This window comes from Terrabacter sp. P2_E3 (assembly GCF_056403915.1).
Genome location: NZ_JBFUEN010000009.1, coordinates 400,633 through 416,319, shown reverse-complemented (window position 1 = coordinate 416,319; position 15,687 = coordinate 400,633). Strand labels below are relative to the sequence as shown.

Annotated in this window: 13 protein-coding genes; 2 read left to right on the top strand and 11 right to left on the bottom strand. The window is 71.7% G+C overall.

All coding sequences use genetic code 11. The features are described from left to right. Positions 1–8: 8 nt before the first annotated feature. From AC1DW8_RS14390 to AC1DW8_RS14360, 7 genes are all read right to left on the bottom strand, one after another. Positions 9–854 carry a tetratricopeptide repeat protein gene (locus AC1DW8_RS14390; protein ID WP_056825207.1) on the bottom strand — a complete coding sequence of 282 codons (846 nt, stop codon included), beginning with the start codon at positions 852–854 and terminating at the stop codon, positions 9–11. Beyond that, positions 851–1,861: a vWA domain-containing protein gene (locus tag AC1DW8_RS14385; protein ID WP_478094841.1), complete on the bottom strand. Its 1,011-nt coding sequence runs from the start codon at positions 1,859–1,861 to the stop codon at positions 851–853. The genes AC1DW8_RS14390 and AC1DW8_RS14385 overlap by 4 nt, the downstream gene beginning before the upstream one ends. Beyond that, positions 1,858–2,847 carry a VWA domain-containing protein gene (locus AC1DW8_RS14380; protein WP_478094839.1) on the bottom strand — a complete coding sequence of 330 codons (990 nt, stop codon included), beginning with the start codon at positions 2,845–2,847 and terminating at the stop codon, positions 1,858–1,860. The genes AC1DW8_RS14385 and AC1DW8_RS14380 overlap by 4 nt, the downstream gene beginning before the upstream one ends. Then, positions 2,838–3,320: a hypothetical protein gene (locus tag AC1DW8_RS14375; RefSeq protein ID WP_478094837.1), complete on the bottom strand. Its 483-nt coding sequence runs from the start codon at positions 3,318–3,320 to the stop codon at positions 2,838–2,840. Before AC1DW8_RS14375 ends, AC1DW8_RS14380 begins: the two co-directional genes overlap by 10 nt. Further along, entirely contained in the window at positions 3,307–4,194 is an 888-nt protein-coding gene (locus AC1DW8_RS14370; RefSeq protein ID WP_478094835.1) for a DUF58 domain-containing protein, read from the bottom strand. Before AC1DW8_RS14370 ends, AC1DW8_RS14375 begins: the two co-directional genes overlap by 14 nt. 26 nt (positions 4,195–4,220) lie before the next feature. After that, a complete protein-coding gene (locus AC1DW8_RS14365; RefSeq protein WP_369793483.1) occupies positions 4,221–5,234 on the bottom strand; it encodes an AAA family ATPase in 1,014 nt (337 codons plus the stop codon). A gap of 382 nt (positions 5,235–5,616) precedes the next feature. Beyond that, positions 5,617–7,749 carry a DNA gyrase/topoisomerase IV subunit B gene (locus AC1DW8_RS14360; protein ID WP_056781050.1) on the bottom strand — a complete coding sequence of 711 codons (2,133 nt, stop codon included), beginning with the start codon at positions 7,747–7,749 and terminating at the stop codon, positions 5,617–5,619. A gap of 407 nt (positions 7,750–8,156) precedes the next feature. Here AC1DW8_RS14360 and AC1DW8_RS14355 point away from each other — a divergent pair, with 407 nt between their 5' ends. Both AC1DW8_RS14355 and AC1DW8_RS14350 read left to right on the top strand, forming a co-directional pair. Beyond that, positions 8,157–8,381: a DUF7455 domain-containing protein gene (locus AC1DW8_RS14355; protein ID WP_028785799.1), complete on the top strand. Its 225-nt coding sequence runs from the start codon at positions 8,157–8,159 to the stop codon at positions 8,379–8,381. A gap of 70 nt (positions 8,382–8,451) precedes the next feature. Beyond that, the gene (locus tag AC1DW8_RS14350; protein ID WP_056781053.1) at positions 8,452–8,940 is read left to right on the top strand and encodes a DUF456 domain-containing protein; all 489 of its coding nucleotides are present in this window, start codon (positions 8,452–8,454) and stop codon (positions 8,938–8,940) included. Positions 8,941–9,049: 109 nt separating this feature from the next. Here AC1DW8_RS14350 and AC1DW8_RS14345 read toward each other — a convergent pair whose 3' ends face one another. From AC1DW8_RS14345 to AC1DW8_RS14330, 4 genes are all read right to left on the bottom strand, one after another. Continuing rightward, positions 9,050–9,451: a DUF3040 domain-containing protein gene (locus tag AC1DW8_RS14345; RefSeq protein ID WP_082620078.1), complete on the bottom strand. Its 402-nt coding sequence runs from the start codon at positions 9,449–9,451 to the stop codon at positions 9,050–9,052. A 74-nt stretch (positions 9,452–9,525) separates the two neighbouring features. After that, positions 9,526–10,785 (bottom strand): DNA polymerase IV, encoded by a 1,260-nt coding sequence (dinB, locus tag AC1DW8_RS14340; protein WP_056781059.1) that lies wholly within the window; start codon positions 10,783–10,785, stop codon positions 9,526–9,528. Positions 10,786–10,827: 42 nt separating this feature from the next. Further along, complete coding sequence (locus AC1DW8_RS14335) at positions 10,828–11,592, bottom strand: class I SAM-dependent methyltransferase (RefSeq protein ID WP_020145492.1); 765 nt, start codon at positions 11,590–11,592, stop codon at positions 10,828–10,830. Positions 11,593–11,655: 63 nt separating this feature from the next. Next, the gene (locus AC1DW8_RS14330) at positions 11,656–15,681 is read right to left on the bottom strand and encodes a DNA polymerase III subunit alpha (RefSeq protein ID WP_478094831.1); all 4,026 of its coding nucleotides are present in this window, start codon (positions 15,679–15,681) and stop codon (positions 11,656–11,658) included. Positions 15,682–15,687 lie beyond the last annotated feature (6 nt).

The following is a 15,687-nucleotide window of genomic DNA, read 5'->3' as shown; positions in this document are numbered from 1 at the left end:
GGGATCGCTCACCAGGGCTTGGGGACGGTCTGCGACCCGTCGCCGGGCACGGTGTCGTCGTTGCCCTGCTGCTGTTGCTGGTTGCGCTCGATGGTGTTCTGCCGCTGCTGCTCCTGGAGGTAGTCCTGCTCCTCCTGGCTCGGGGTGTTCCCGGGGTCGGGCGTGGGTGCGGGCTGTTGACCCGGCCCCGGCTGCTGCTGCGGGTTGTCGGGGGGCTGCTGGTCAGGGGGTGTGTCGGAGTTCTTCTGCTCCATCCGCTGCTGCGCCTGCTGGAGCTGCTCGCCGGTCTGGCCGCCTTCGGGCGCGTCGCAGAGCGGCGGCCGCTCCTTCGTGATCGTGATGCCCTTGTCGTAGTACTGCTTCCACTCGTCGGTTCGCTCGCGCGCCTTCGCGGCGTCGCCCAGGGCCTCGTAGGTCAGGCCGAGGTTGACGCGCACCTTGCAGTCGTCGATCCCGCCCTTGGGGACCTGCTCGAAGGCCTGCTCGAACCACGGCCGCGCCAGCTCGAAGTGCCCCGAGAGGACGTGGGCGTCACCGATCGCGAAGGGCGACCGGAACTGCTCGACGACGTTGACCCACCCCTGCCGCTCGCCCCAGGTCAGGGTGCGCGGCTTGTCGCCGGCCTCGTAGGCGTCGAGCGTCTGGGCGTGCACGAGGTTGAGCGAGATGAGCCTGAGCGCCACGAGGACGAGCAGGACGACGACGGGAGCGGACGCGAGCAGCAGCCGCCGGCGTCGCCGACGCAGGTGCGGCGGGAGGGGGCGACGGTCACGTCGGCGCAGGCGGAACCGGCGGCGTACGCCCTCCGCGGTGACGCTGTCCGCGCGTGCCGGTCGCTCGTCGAGGATCGTCATGGGCGCGTCTCCCTCCGGCGCCGGGTCTGGACGAGCGCCGTGATGCCGGCGCCGACCTCCCACGCGGCGATCCCGGCCACCCCGAGCAGCAGCGGCCAGTAGAGCTCGCGGCGGGCGATGACCTTCTGCTTCTCGATCTGCTCGCTCGTGCCGAAGCGCTCGAGGTCGATGCCGCCCACGGCGGGGCCGATCGCGTCGCCCGCCTCGCGGTGCACGTAGCTCAGGCCTAACTGGTCGCCGATCGTGCGCAGCGTGTCCTCGCTGACGACGGAGCGGGCGTCCTCACCGGTCGCGGGGTCCTTGATGTAGTCGCGTGTCGTGTCGAAACGTGACCGCGTGGCCTTCATCCGGCCGCCCTCGGTGGTGCCGTAGCCGAGGACGGCTCCACCGTTGATGAGCCGCTTGTCGATGTCGAAGGGCGCAGGAGGGTCCTGCGCCGTCTGCTCGCCGTCGCCGAAGTAGAAGACGACCCGCCCACGCTCGGGAGTGCGCGCGTCGGCCTGCTGGAGCAGGGTCTTGAGGCGGTCGTTCGCCTCGCTGACGGATGTGCCCCTCGAGACCTCGTAGGACTCCGGGAGCAACGTCTCGACCGCCGCGTCGAGGGCCGTCGTGTCGGTCGTCAGCGGCAGCCGCACCCGGGCGTCCTGGTCGAACGTCACGACGGAGTAGCGGGCACCCGGAAGAGCCTCAGCGATGGCGGAGATGTCCGATGAGACGCCGTCGATGCGCGGGCGACCGTCGCCGTAGTCCTCGGCGATGATGCTGCTCGTCGTGTCGACGACGAAGTAGACGTTGAGGTTGGCGGCGGTGGTGTCGACCTGTTCACCCGCAACGGCCGGACGCAGCGCGGCGACCCCGAGGAGCACGACCGCACCCGTGAGCCGCCAGTGCGTCGCCCGCGACTCTCCCGGCACCGAGCGCGACGACGGGTTCCACCACACGGCGGCGAGCGCCCCGACCGCGAGGACGAGCAGCACGGGCCAGGGGGCGACGGGCAGGAGGGTCACGACGCCCACCTCCGGCTCGCACCGATGACGCCGATGAGCCCGATCCCGGCGAGCGTGATCGGCAGCGTCGGGTTGTCGGAGTAGAGGGCACGGGAAGCGGCGTCGATGAGCGTCGCCTCCTGGGCCTGGACCGCGTCGACGATCCCCTTGATGGCCGCCTGGTCGCTCATCGCGAAGTAGCGTCCGCCGGTGCCGGTGACGATGTCGCGCATCTCCACCGCCTCCTGGTCGGCCCCGTCCTCCTCCGGGTTGAGCCCGTAGACGCGGACGCCCTTGGCCTTGGCCAGCGCACCGGCCTCGTCGACGTCGATGATCGGCCGCCCGGCGAGGTGGTTGTCGGTGGCGAAGACGACCGAGCGGGCGCGCTGGACGTCGACCTTGTCGAAGCTGGAGACGCAGGTGGCGAGGCCATCGCCGATCAACGAGGTGCCGCGGCCGTTGAAGGTGCCGGCGAAGAAGGAGTCGTACTCCGGGTCGCCCGTCAGCGCACGTCCCGCGGAGTCGAGCTCCCCGTTGATGAAGTCGTAGTCGTCGGTGAGCGGGAAGACCGTGGCGGCCGACGAGTTGAAGATGACGAGCCCGATCCGCTCGCCCTCGAAGCTCGAGACGAGCGTCTTGAATGTCGACACGAGGGTCGCGTCGTAGGCGGCCATCGAGCCGGAGATGTCGAGGCACAGCATGATGTCGCGGCTGCGGGTCTGGGGCTTGTCGATGGTGGTGTCGAGCGGTCGGGCTGCGCCCACGAGGGCCGCCCCGCCGAGGAGCACGGCGCTGGACGCGAGCACGGCCATCCGGATCCGGTGCAGGCGCAGCGCCCGGCGGTACTCCGCCAGCTCGGTCAACGCGCTTGAGTTGGCGACCGCCGCCGACGCTCGTGCCTGCCGGCGGGACATGAGCCGGTAGACGGCATACGCGAGCAGGGCCGCGAGGAGCGTCCCGAGGCCGAGCACGCCCGGCCACTTGAGGTCGAGGCCGTTCAGCTCCATCGCGCCACCACCTGCTTGGCGACGGTGCCCGCCCCGACGAGGGTCGCCGTCTCACGCGGGCCGAACTCACCGGGATAGAGCGATCCGACGACCTGCGACACCGGGGTCAGCCGGGATCCCGTCGCGTTGAGCTCGGTGAGCGTCATCGTCGGGGCATGGATCCCCGACACCTCCTGGACGAAGTGGCGCACGAGGACGCTGAGCTGCTGGTGCGCCCGACGCTGGCTGATCTCGCCGGCCGCGGCCCGGTCGAGCACGAGGTCGATCTGCCGGGTGTAGTCGGCGCGCAGGCGTGAGAGCCGGTCCGACGTGATGCGTGGCGGGACGACGACCTTCCTCTCGCGCGTCGACCACCACACCCAGACGTACCAGGCGGCGACGAGCACGAGCGCGCCGACGCCGATCCAGAGCCACCTCGCGGCATACGGGTCGGGAGCGTAGAAGCCCGGGGGCGGGGCGTCAGCGGCGCGCACGACGCTGCCTCTCGAGCAGGGCGAAGACCGTCGCGACGACCTCGTCCGACGACCCGAGACGGGCATGGTTGATCCCGCGGCGGTCGAGCAGCTCGGTCGTGCGCTGCACGCGCTCGGCGACCGAGGCGGCATACGCCGCGCGCACCCGCGGGTCGAGCCGCACCAGCGTCGGCAGCGTGTACGTGTCGGCGACGTCGTATGCCGTCCGGTCCCCCTCGATGGCCGTGGGGTCGGCGTCCTCGACGGTGATCCAGAGGATCTCGTGCTGGACGTGGAGACGGCGCAGCAGCTCGTCGAGCGCAGGGTCGAGCTCCTTGTCGTCGGCGACGACGAGCAGCACGAGGCGGCGGCGGACGTTGCGGACGATCCAGCGCAGCTGCGTCGCGAGGTTGCTCTGGTCGCCGTCGAGGACGGTCGCCGCGTCCACGGCGCGCAGCAACAGCTCGAGGTGCGCCTCGGAGCCGCGCAGGTCGTGCGCGACCGTCGTGCCGGCGGTGCCGCGGACGAGCCCGACGAGGTCTCCGTGGCGCTGCGCGAGGTAGCCGACGAGGCCGGCCGCCGCGATGGCCACCGACTTCTTCGGCTCACCGCTGCGGGTCGTGGCCGCCATCCCGCGGCCGGTGTCGATGACGAGCATGAGGTTCTGCTTCCGCGTCGCGACGTAGCGCTTGACGAGCGGCGACTGGCTACGGGCGGTGGCCCGCCAGTCGATGTCGCGAACCTCGTCGCCCGGGACGTAGTCGCGCAGGTCGTCGTAGTCGAGGCTGCGACCGTGGAAGACGGAGGCGTACTCCCCCTCGAGGAGGCTGCGTGACTTGCGGCGCGCGTGGACGAAGAGCTTGCTCTTCACCCTCGTCAGCAGCGTCGTCGTCATGTCGCGTCCGTCGTCCGGCTCCCCGGTCAGGGGGTGCGGATCCCGTTGACCATCGCGTCGATGATGCTCTCGACGGCGACCTCGTCAGCAGCCGCCTCGAAACCGAGCGTGACGCGATGCCGCAGCACCCGGTGCGTCAGCGCCTTGACGTCGTCGGGGACGACGTGGTTGCGGCCGTCGACGAGGGCGCGGGCCCGCGCCGCACTCGTGAAGGAGATGCTCGCCCGCGGGCTCGCCCCGAAGTCGACGTAGCCGGCGAGGCGCGGCTCGATGTAGTCGCGCGGGTGCCGCGTGACGTAGCCGATGCCGACGACGTAGTTGACGATCGCCGGGTCGATGTAGACCCGGCCGACGAGCCCCTGCAGCCGCTTGACGTCGGCGACGGACACGACCGGCTCGGACGCCGTGAGGAAGATGCCGGAGTCGATGCGCCGCAGCACCTCGGCCTCCTCCGCCGGCGACGGGTAGTCGAGGACGTCCTTGAGCATGAAGCGGTCCATCTGCGCCTCGGGCAGCGGGTAGGTGCCCTCCTGCTCGATGGGGTTCTGGGTGGCGAGGACGAGGAACGGGTCGGGCAGCGCGTAGCTGCGGTCACCGATGGAGGTCTGGCGCTCCTGCATCGCCTCGAGCATCGCCGACTGCGTCTTGGCGCTGCTGCGGTTGATCTCGTCGAGGAGGACGAAGTTGGCGTGGACGGGACCGAGCTGGGTCTCGAACGTGCCGGAGTGCTGGTTGTAGACCTGCGTGCCGACGATGTCGCTCGGCAGCAGGTCCGGGGTGCACTGGATGCGGTGGAACGACCCGCCCACCGCCTGCGCGATCGTCTGCGCCGCCGTCGTCTTGGCCAGCCCGGGCACGCTCTCGAGGAGGACGTGGCCGCCGGTCATCAGGGCGATGAGCAGGGTCTCCTGCAGACGTGCCTGGCCGACCACCTTCGAGGCGAAGGCCGTCGAGATGGCCTCGATGGTCTCGGCGGCCCAGTGCAGCTCGTCGGGCGTGAGGTAGCGCGTCGGTGCCGGTGCGGTGCGGTCGGGGGCGATGTCGATGCCGGCCACGGCGACGTCCTCGTCGGGGGCGTCGGGCGAGCCCGAGAGCTGGTCCGGCTCGTCGGGGACGGCGGCGTCGTCCGGTGCGGCCGGGCTCGGGAGCGTGACGGTGAAGCTCGTGCCGTCGACCTCCTCCGACGGGGCGACCTGACCCGTGTCGGGCTGCGCGCCCGGCTCGTCGAGCGCGTCGAGCGCGCCGGACCGTTCGTCGGCGACCGACTCCTCGGCGTTGACGTTGCCCACCATCGATTCCCCTTCTCGACGCGTACCGGCGGAGGGAGTCGCGCCGGCAGGGACACATCGTAAGCACGGCATGCTGTGCCGCGCCGGAGGTCCCGTCACCCCACAGACACGTCAGGGGCCTGGATCGCTGCGCTCAGGCGTCGATCCGCTCGCGGTCGACCTCGGCCGCGGACTCGATGATGAAGTCCTTGCGCGGTGCGACCTCGTTGCCCATGAGCAGCTCGAAGACGCGCTCGGCGGCCTCGAGGTCACGCATCGTCACCTTGCGCAGCGTGCGGTGACGCGGGTCCATCGTCGTGTCGGCGAGCTGGTCGGCGTCCATCTCGCCGAGACCCTTGTAGCGCTGCATCGGCTGCTTGATCTTCTTGCCCGACTTCTCGAGGCGGGCCAGAGTGCGGCGCATCTCCGGCTCGTTGAAGGTGTAGATGAGCTCGTTCTTCTTGGCCCCGGCGTTGATGACCTCGAGCCGGTGCAGCGGCGGCATGGCGGCGTAGACGCGACCGGCGTCGACGAGCGGACGCATGTAGCGGAAGAAGAGCGTCAGCAGCAGCGTGCGGATGTGGGCGCCGTCGACGTCGGCGTCGGTCATGATGATGACCTTGCCGTAGCGCGCCGCGCCGAGGTCGAAGCTGCGACCCGAGCCGGCGCCGATCACCTGGATGATCGAGGCGCACTCGGCGTTCTTGAGCATGTCGGAGACCGACGCCTTCTGGACGTTGAGGATCTTGCCCCGGATCGGCAGCAGCGCCTGGAACTCGGAGTTGCGGGCCTCCTTGGCGGTGCCCATGGCCGAGTCACCCTCGACGATGAACAGCTCGGAGCGCTCGACGTCGGTGGTGCGGCAGTCGCGCAGCTTCGACGGCAGCGTCGAGCTCTCGAGGGCGTTCTTGCGCCGCTGGGTCTCCTTGTGCAGCCGCGCGCTGATGCGCGACTTCATCTCGGAGACGACCTTCTCGAGCAGCAGGGCCGCCTGCGCCTTGTCGCCGCGCTTGGTCGACGTGAGGCGGTCGGTCAGCTCCGTCTCGACGACCTTGGCCACGATGGCGCGCACGGCGTTGGTGCCGAGGACCTCCTTGGTCTGGCCCTCGAACTGCGGCTCGGCCAGACGCACCGTGACGACGGCGGTCATGCCCGCGAGGATGTCGTCCTTCTCGGGCTTGTCGTTGCCGACCTTGAGGCGTCGGGCGTTGACCTCGAGCTGCTTGCGGAACACCTTGACGATGGACTGCTCGAAGCCGGTGACGTGGGTGCCGCCCTTGGGCGTGGTGATGATGTTGACGAAGGACTGGACCTTCGTGTCGTAGCCCTGGCCCCAGCGCAGGGCGACCTCGACACCGCACTCGCGCTCGAGCTCGGTCGGGGTCATGTGGCCGTTGACGTCGAGGACCGGGACGGTCTCGGTGAACGTGCCGGAGCCCTCGAGGCGCCACACGTCGGTGATCGGAGTGTCGGGCGCGAGGTACTCGACGAAGTCGGTGATGCCGCCGTCGTGCTGGAAGACCTCCTCGACGGTGCCCTCCTCGCCGGGCGTGCCCTTGAGGCGTCGCTCGTCGCGGATGACCAGGCGCAGGCCGGGGACGAGGAAGGAGGTCTGGCGGGCGCGTCCGAGGATGGCATCGTAGTCGAGCTCGGCGTCCTTGAGGAAGATCTGCCGGTCGGGCCAGAAGCGCACGCGCGAGCCGGTGACGCCCCGCTTGGCCTTGCCGACGACGGGCAGCGCGCTCTTCTTCTCGTAGGGCGTGAACTCCGAGTCGGGCGAGTGGATCGCCGTGCGGTCGGCGAACGTGCCGGGCTCGCCGCGCCGGAAGCTCATGCCGTACGTCTTGCTGCCGCGGTCGACCGCGACGTCGAGCCGCGCGGACAGGGCGTTGACGACGGAGGCGCCGACCCCGTGGAGACCACCCGTGGCGGCATACGACGCGCCACCGAACTTGCCACCCGCGTGCAGCTTGGTGAAGACGACCTCGACACCGGACAGGCCGGTGCGGGGCTCGATGTCGACGGGGATGCCGCGACCGTTGTCACGGACCTCGATGGACCCGTCGCCGCTGAGGATGACCTCGATGTCGGTGCACACGCCGGCCAGGGCCTCGTCGACCGCGTTGTCGATGATCTCCCAGAGGCAGTGCATGAGGCCGCGCTGGTCGGTCGAGCCGATGTACATGCCGGGGCGCTTGCGCACGGCCTCGAGGCCCTCGAGGACCTGGAGGTGGCGGGCGGTGTAGTCGCCGTTGCCGGAGGGAGCGGGTCGTGAGGCGGAGGCCACGGTGTGTCGTTCTCTTTCCGTCGGTGTGCGGCCAGCGGTCGGGCTGTGTAGGGCTGGCAGGGGAAGCCTAGCCACCTCCACCGACCGCCCTCGGGAGGCTCGCGGCTCCCCCGGGTGACGGACCTCACCGACGAGTCGGGCACCAGCCCCGGCAGCCCCGCGAGCCCCGTCGGGAGCGGCCTGCCAATCCGTATCTGGGCGGCGCGCCGAATCACTGACACGTAACGATGTTGCTCCGGCGGGCGACTCACTGACCGAGCCTCACCATCGGGAAGGTTTCGACGTGATTCACTGTTGGAACGTCCACGAGGCGCGAGAGGTCCACCGGATGGACCGATCGGGCGTCGTAGGTACATGGCAGGGTTTCCCTCCGGGGGACCCCCGAGGGAGGAAAGAGGCGAAATACGATGACGACAGCACTGGCACCCGAACTGACTGCTGCTGACCGCTGCGACCGATGTGGGGCTCAGGCCTACATCCGCGCCCGCCTCGTTTCCGGCGGAGAGCTGCTCTTCTGCGCGCACCACGGACGGGAGCACCTCCCGGCGCTGAAGGACAAGGCTCTCGACATCCGCGACGAGACGGAACGACTCACCGAGGTCCCGGGATCTGCTCCCGTGGACGAACACTGAGTCCAGAGGCGATCTCCGGCCCGGCCCCTCCTGACCCCATCCTGATCCGCACGCCGCCGACGGCTGCCCCGTGATCACTGCGACGAACGTCCTCGTTCTGCTCGCGATGATCGTGGGCACCGTCGGCATCGTCGTCCCGGTGCTGCCGGGGCTGCTGCTGGTCTGGGGTGCGACGCTCGTGTGGGCGTTCGAACGTCAGGACGGGCCGGGTTGGCTCGTCTTCGGCATCGCGACCCTGTTGTATGCCGTGGGCCTCGTCGCGCAGTACCTCGTCCCCGGGCGACGGATGAAGACCGCGGGCGTCGACGGGGTCATCGTCGCGGTGGCGCTGGTCGTCGCCGTGGTGGGCTTCTTCGTCGTGCCCGTCGTGGGCGGACCCCTCGGGTTCGTCCTGACGATCTACGTCCTCGAGCTGGCCAAGCACCGGGGGCATGCACCGGCCTGGCACGCGACGACCCAGGCCATCCGCGCGGTGGCCCTCAACATCGGCATCGAGCTCGTCACGGCGTTCGCGATGATCGCGACGTGGGCTCTCGGCGTCTACGCCACGCGACCCTGACCCGCCCGCGAGGCTCTCGTCTGACACGGCCCGGAGATGTGAAGGACCCCGACGGTCTCCGTCGGGGTCCTGTCTGCGTCCGTGGAGGTGGGGGCCGGTCAGCGGCGCGTCACCACTGGTCGCGGCGGCGCTTCTCCCACCGCTCCTCGAGGCGCTCCATGAAGGTGCCCTGCTTGGCGGAGGCGGCCTTGGCCTTGCCGCCGGCCCGCGGCTTGGTGGTGCCGTCGCTGGCGACGGCTGCGAGCTTCGTCTTCGACGGGGTGATCGCGTAGACGATGCCCGCGACCATGATGGCGAAGCCGACCGCACCGAGCCAGATGCTGCTGCTCATCGCCGAGAAGACGACCAGGGCGAGACCGACGACCGCAGCCACCACTCCGGCGACGAGGCGTCCACGGCCGAGACCGCGCGACTTCGTCTTCTCGATCCGCGAGGCGAATCGAGGGTCTTCGGCGTAGAGGGCTTCCTCCATCTGCTGGAGGAGTGCTTCCTCGTGTTCCGAGAGTGCCACCTGGCACCTCCCTGGTGCGAAATCGACTGTGCCCGAATCGTATGTCGGAAACGGCCGACGCGGACTTCTTTCCCTCAGGATAGGTCGCGCCGAGCGCGTTGGGAACCCGAGGGTCGGTCGGGCATGAGTGACGCCGGACGCACCGACCCGGCTCCGAATCTGGCGCTCGCGCGGTCGACCGCGCGGTCGGCCTCTCGCCACCCGTGCTCGGGCTCGTCGAGGGTGGCCTGGATGGGAGCGACGGCCGACGGGACGAGCCCCTCGAGGCGGACCCCGACGAGCCGGATGCGGGCGCGTTGGAGGCCGAGGCGGTCGTAGAGCTCGCGGGCCGTCGCGAAGATGTCGCGGGACACGTCGGTGTGGTGGCGCAGCGTCTTGGCGCGGGTGATCGTCGTGAAGTCGGCGAAGCGGACCTTGATCGACACGGTGCGCCCCGTCATGCCGGCGGACCGGGCCCGGGCCGCGGTGCGGTCGGCGAGTCGCAGCAGCTCGCGGTGGATGCGGACGGGGTCGTCGATGTCGTGCGCGAAGGTCTCGTCGGCGCCGATCGACTTCTCGCGTCGCTCCGGCACGACGGACCGGGGGTCACGACCCCACGCGAGGTCGTGCAGGCTCCGGCCGGAGACGTCGCCGAGGGCACGCTGGAGGGTCTCGACGGGCGTGTGCGCGAGGTCGGCGACGGTGCGCAGGCCGAGGCGGTGCAGGTGCTCCTCGGTCTTGTCGCCGACGCCCCAGATCGCGCCGACGGGCAGCTGGTGCAGGAACGAGACGACCTCCTCGCGCGGCACGACGATGAGCCCGTCGGGCTTGGCGAGGTTGGAGGCGAGCTTGGCGACGAACTTCGTCGAGGCCACCCCCACGGAGCACGTGATGCCCTGCTCGTCGGCGATCGTGTCGCGCAGCTGCTCGGCGATCTGGGTCGGACGGCCCAGGCGGCGCACGGCCCCGGAGACGTCGAGGAAGGCCTCGTCGAGCGAGAGCGGCTCGACGCTGTCGGTGATCGTCGCGAAGGTCGCCATGACGGCCTCGGAGATGGCGGCGTAGCGGCGGTGGTCGGGCTCGATGATGACTGCCTGCGGGCACAGCCGCTGGGCCCTGGCCATCGGCATCGCCGAGGTGACCCCGAAGGCCCGCGCCTCGTAGGTTGCCGAGAGCACCACGGACCGCCCGCTCGCGCCGCCGATGATGACGGGTCTGCCCCGCAGCTCAGGCCGCGAGATGAGCGAGGCGGACGCGTAGAAGGCGTCCATGTCGACGTGCAGGACGGTGCAGCCGGTGTCGTCGGGTGGCTCGGAGCCGGCCCGGGTCGGCGCGGTGAACTGGCGGCGGCTCATCGTCGGCCCGTCGGACGGGTCGACGCGCTCACGAGGGCGCGGTCAGTCGCGGCGCGCGACGACGTGGAGGGCATTGCCGAGGGTCCGGAGGAACTCGCGCCCCGGACCGGTGACGAGCAGCTCGTCGAGCTCGGCCAGGGCGACGCGGTCGGCCTCGGAGTCGATGAGCGAGGCCGGGACGAGGTGGCCGAGGATGTTGGTGCCACGCACCCGCACGTCGGTGAAGCCGGCGTCGGCGAGGAGCGTCTCGAGCTGCTCGACGTCGAAGCGGCGCGGCAGCGGGTCGGTGCTCCCCCAGCGACCGGAGGGGTCGACGAGGGCCGCGCGGGCCTGGCCGAACTCACCGGCGATGGCCTTGGCGAAGACGACGGACAGTCGGCCGGAGACGAGCAGGGACAGGACGCCGCCGTCGCCCAGCGCCTGCGCGATGGCGTGGAGCGTCGCCGCGGGGTCGTCGACGAACTCGAGCGTGCCGTGGCAGCAGGCGAGGTCGACGTGGCGCCCGGCCAGGACGGAGCCGAGAGAGTCACCGTCGCCCTGGACCGCCGTGATGCGGTCGACGATGCCGGCCTCGCGGGCCCGGCGACCGAGCGAGGCGAGGGCGTCGGGGCTGGGGTCGACGACGGTGACGTGGTGACCGGCCTCGGCGAGCGGGACGGCGACGCCACCGGTGCCGCCACCGAGGTCGAGCACCTCGAGCGGCCGGCCGAGGCGCTGCGAGCACTCGTCGGCGAGGTGGCCCACGGCCGAGACGACGGCCGACGGCCGGACCCCTCCACGTCGCTGGGGGCGCTGCTCGTCGGGCACGGGATCCTCCGTCTGGGAACGTGGTACGCGTGGTGCCGCGTGTGGTTCGTGTGCGTCATCACCCTAGTGCCCCGAGCTTCCCGGACTCGCGTGCCACAGCTTGCGTGGCGGGCCGCCCACCGTCTCGGTGGGCACGAGCCCGCTCGTGCCGCGCGGTCCCCGGACGTCGTCGCCCGCCGGCTTGATGTCGGCGTACGGCGACTGCTTGAACCCCGAGGCGTGGACGAGCACCCGCCGGCCGTCCGGCCCCTCGCCGACGCCGGACCGTGCCCCGTCGGGTCCGGCGAGCGCGGTGGCGCGCTCCCACGCCGACCGGTCGGCGGCCTCGAGCGCGTCGCGGACGGCGGTGATGCCCCCGGACGTCCACGCGTCCTGCAGGCCCGAGAGCTCCCACGCGCCGGTGGCCCGGATCGAGACGCCGCGTGGACCGGTGCGCCGCACGACCCCCCGACAGAGCAGCAGCCACGAGTGGAAGACGGTGGCGGCATACGGGCCCTGGACGTCCTCGAAGAAGGTGAGGTCAGCCGGGCCGGTGGCGTCGTCGAGCGTGAGGAAGACGACGCGGCGCCCGGTGCGGATCGGCGGGGTCTGGGTGGCGACCTTGACCCCGGCGACGAGGACCTCGCGGCCGCTGCGCCCGGAGAGCAGGTCGCGCGCCCGGGTCACGCCGAGCGCGTCGAGCAGCGGGCCGTAGAAGTCGACGACGTGACCGCTCGCGTCGAGGCCGAGCACCTCGAGCTCGGCCCGGACCCGCTCCGGGCCGGTCATCTCCGGCAGGCCGCTCGTCGCGGAGAGCCGCGGCGTGTCGCCGAGGTCGAGCGTCAGCTGGGTCGCGATCTGCTCGGGCGCCCCGGCGGAGCCCTGCGACTGGGCGGCGGCGAGGGCCCGGATGTCTCCCGTGGCGGAGACGGACGTGACGCGACCCCGTGAGGAGCCCGGTCCCGACGACCGGCTCGCGGCCGAGACCCGATGGGAGGAGCGGCGTGACGACCGCTGCGAGGAGGACCAGCGGTCGAGCTCGGCGACGTGGAGCAGCAGGTCGCGCCGGGTGACCCGGCCACGACGGCCGAGGCCGCCCCGCGCCCGGCCCACGACCCCGGACCCGCTCTCGTCGAGACGGGACGGACCGCCGAGGTCGATGTCGTGCAACGAGTCGAATCCCCCTGCGAGCACGAGCTTCTCGGCGACGGGCCGCGACACGTGGGCACGCTGCCAGAAGTCGGAGAGGCTGGAGTAGGGCTGTCCGGCGACGATCTGCGCGACCTCGGCCTCGCTGATGCCGTGGACGTCGGCGAGCGACAGCCGGATGGCTTCGCCGCCGTCGTCGGTGCGTTCGAAGCGGTAGGCGCCGGTCGAGACGTTGACGTCGAGCCCGAGGATCGCGATGCCGAAGGTGCGGGCGTCGTCGAGGATGAGGCGCTTGGGGTACATCCCGGGATCGTGGGTGAGCACCCCTGCGAGGAAGGCTGCCGGGTGGTGCGTCTTGAGCCAGGCCGACTGGTAGGTGGGCAGCGCGAAGGCCGCGGCGTGCGCCTTGCAGAACCCGAACGAGGCGAACGCCTTGAGGACCTCCCAGATCTTGTCGGCGACCTCGGGCGCGTAGCCGCGGTCCCGGGCCGCCGGTCGCCACCACGCCTCGATCCGCTTCTGCCCGTCGGGCGTGCCGAGCGTGCGGCGCACCTCGTCGGCCTGGGCGAGGGTCACCCCGGTGGTCTCGGCGACGATCATGAGCACCTGCTCGTGGAAGACGACGACGCCCTCGGTCTCCTCGAGCGCGGGGACGAGCGACGGGTGGAGGTAGGACGGGTCCTTCCACCCCTGCCTCGCGTTGAGGAACGGGATGATCATGTCGCTCTTGACCGGGCCGGGCCGGAAGAGCGAGATGTCGATGATGAGGTCGTCGAAGGTGCGCGGCCCGAACTTGCCGATGAGCTCGCGTTGTCCGGGGCTCTCGATCTGGAAGCAGCCGAGGGTCTTCGTCGAGCGGACGAGCTCGAAGGTCGGCTCGTCGTCGAAGGGCACCTGCGACTCGTCGTCGAGGTCGACGTGGTCGCCGTCGACGCGCTCGACCTCCTCGATCGCGTGCGCCATCGCGGACTGCATCCGGATGCCGAGGACGTCGAGCTTGAGCAGCCCCATCTCCTCGACGTCGTCCTTGTCGAACTGGCTCATCGGGAAGCCGAGCCAGCTCGCCTCGACGGGGGTGCGGTCGAGCAGGACGGAGTCGGACAGCACGACCCCGCACGGGTGCAGCGCGATGTGCCGGGGCAGGCCGTCGAGGCGCTCGACGATGTCGAACATCAGCTGCAGGCGCGGCACGTCGAGGCCGCTCGCCCGGAGCTCGGGCAGCTCGGCCAGGGCGTTGCGGACGTTGCGGGCGGCGATGTGCGGGAAGGCCTTGGCCATGGCGTCGACCTCGGGCGGCGGGAGCCCGAGCGCGGCCCCGGCGTCGCGGATCGCGTGGCGCACCCGGTAGGTGTCCATCATCGAGACGCACGTGACCCGGTCGCCGCCGAAGTGGTCGAGGATGCGCTCGTAGATCTCGGTGCGCCGGGCCGACTCGACGTCGATGTCGATGTCGGGCAGCTCGGCCCGCAGCGGCGAGCAGAAGCGCTCCATGAGCAGCCCGTGCCGCATCGGGTCGACGCCGGAGATGCCGAGGAGGTAGTTGACGAGCGACCCGGCCCCGGACCCGCGGGCGGCGACCCGCACGCCCATCTCGCGGATGAGGTCGCAGACCTGGGCGACGGTGAGGAAGTACGTCGCGTAGCCGAGCGTCTCGATGACGCCGAGCTCGTCCTCGAGACGGTCGCTGACGGCGACGAGCTCGCTCTCGGTGCGGCCGGGGTAGCGGGTCGGGATGGACTCGCGGCACCGTCGCGCGAGGACGCGGTGCGGGTTGGTGCCGGGCCGGATGCCGAGGACACCCGGCTCGGGCAGGTGGACCGAGCCGATGCCGAGGTCGGCCCGTGGGTCCTGGACGCACTCGGCGGCGAGCGCCGTCGTGCGGGCGAGCAGCTCGCGGGCCTGCTCGCGGGCCAGCGACCCGCCGCCGACGAGCCCCGGGCCGGAGACCTGGACGACGTCGAGGGCGAGCGCGTGCATGAGGGGCGTCGGCGAGAGGTGCCCGGCCGTCGTGACGCGGTCGAGGTGGCGCGCGTCGAGCGCGACGAGCCGCCGGGCGGCGTCGAGGACGTCGACGATGGCGGCGTCCTGCGGGTCGGCGTGGCGCACCGCGGCCGTGATGATGCTCGGCACGCCGACCTCGCGGGCGAGCGCGAGCATGCGTCCGGCCTGGCCGAGGCTGCCGGGCTGGTGCTCGGGCCCGCCGTGGCACACGACCTCGACGACGACGGCGCCCCGCGGCAGCAGCGCGACCCAGCGCTCGAGCACCGCCCGGGCGTGGTCGCGTCGCTTGGCGAGCACCGCACGACCGACGTCGGAGTCGGGCCCGAGGAGCACGACGAGCGGGGACGGCCCACCGTCCGCCCCCGATGGCGTAGGCCGTCCGCCTCGTCCATCCGATCGACCCCGGCCCTCGGGCCGGCCGGGCCGGTCGTCCTCCGCTGCGGACGGGACGGGCGGGGCGGGCAGCAGGCGCGCGTGCTCGGCGACGAGGGCCGCGGACGTGACCGGGTTGCCGCGCTCGCCGTGCAGGTGGGTCGCCGTGACGAGGCGACAGAGCGCCGCCCACCCGGCACCCGGGGCGAGGCCGGTGCTGCTGCCCCGGGCCAGCACCGTGACCCGCGGGAGCCGCGGGTCGACGAGGGCGCCGCCACGGACCGGGGTGCGCACGGGACGGCTGCGCTGGCGCTCGGGGTGCTCGGGGCCGAGGGCGAGATCGACGCCGAGGACCGGCGCGACGTCGTGCTCCATGCAGGAGCGGACGAACTTCACGGCGCCGTAGAGCCCGTCGCGGTCGGTCAGGGCGAGCGCCGGCTGCCCGAACGCCGCGGCACGCTCGACGAGCTGGTGCGGCTTGGCCGTGCCGTAGCGCATGGAGTAGCCGGACGCGACGTGCAGGTGCACGAAGCTCTCGGTGCTGCCGGCCGCGCTGCTCGTGCGGCCGCTGGTGATGGTGGTGGTCATGCCGGT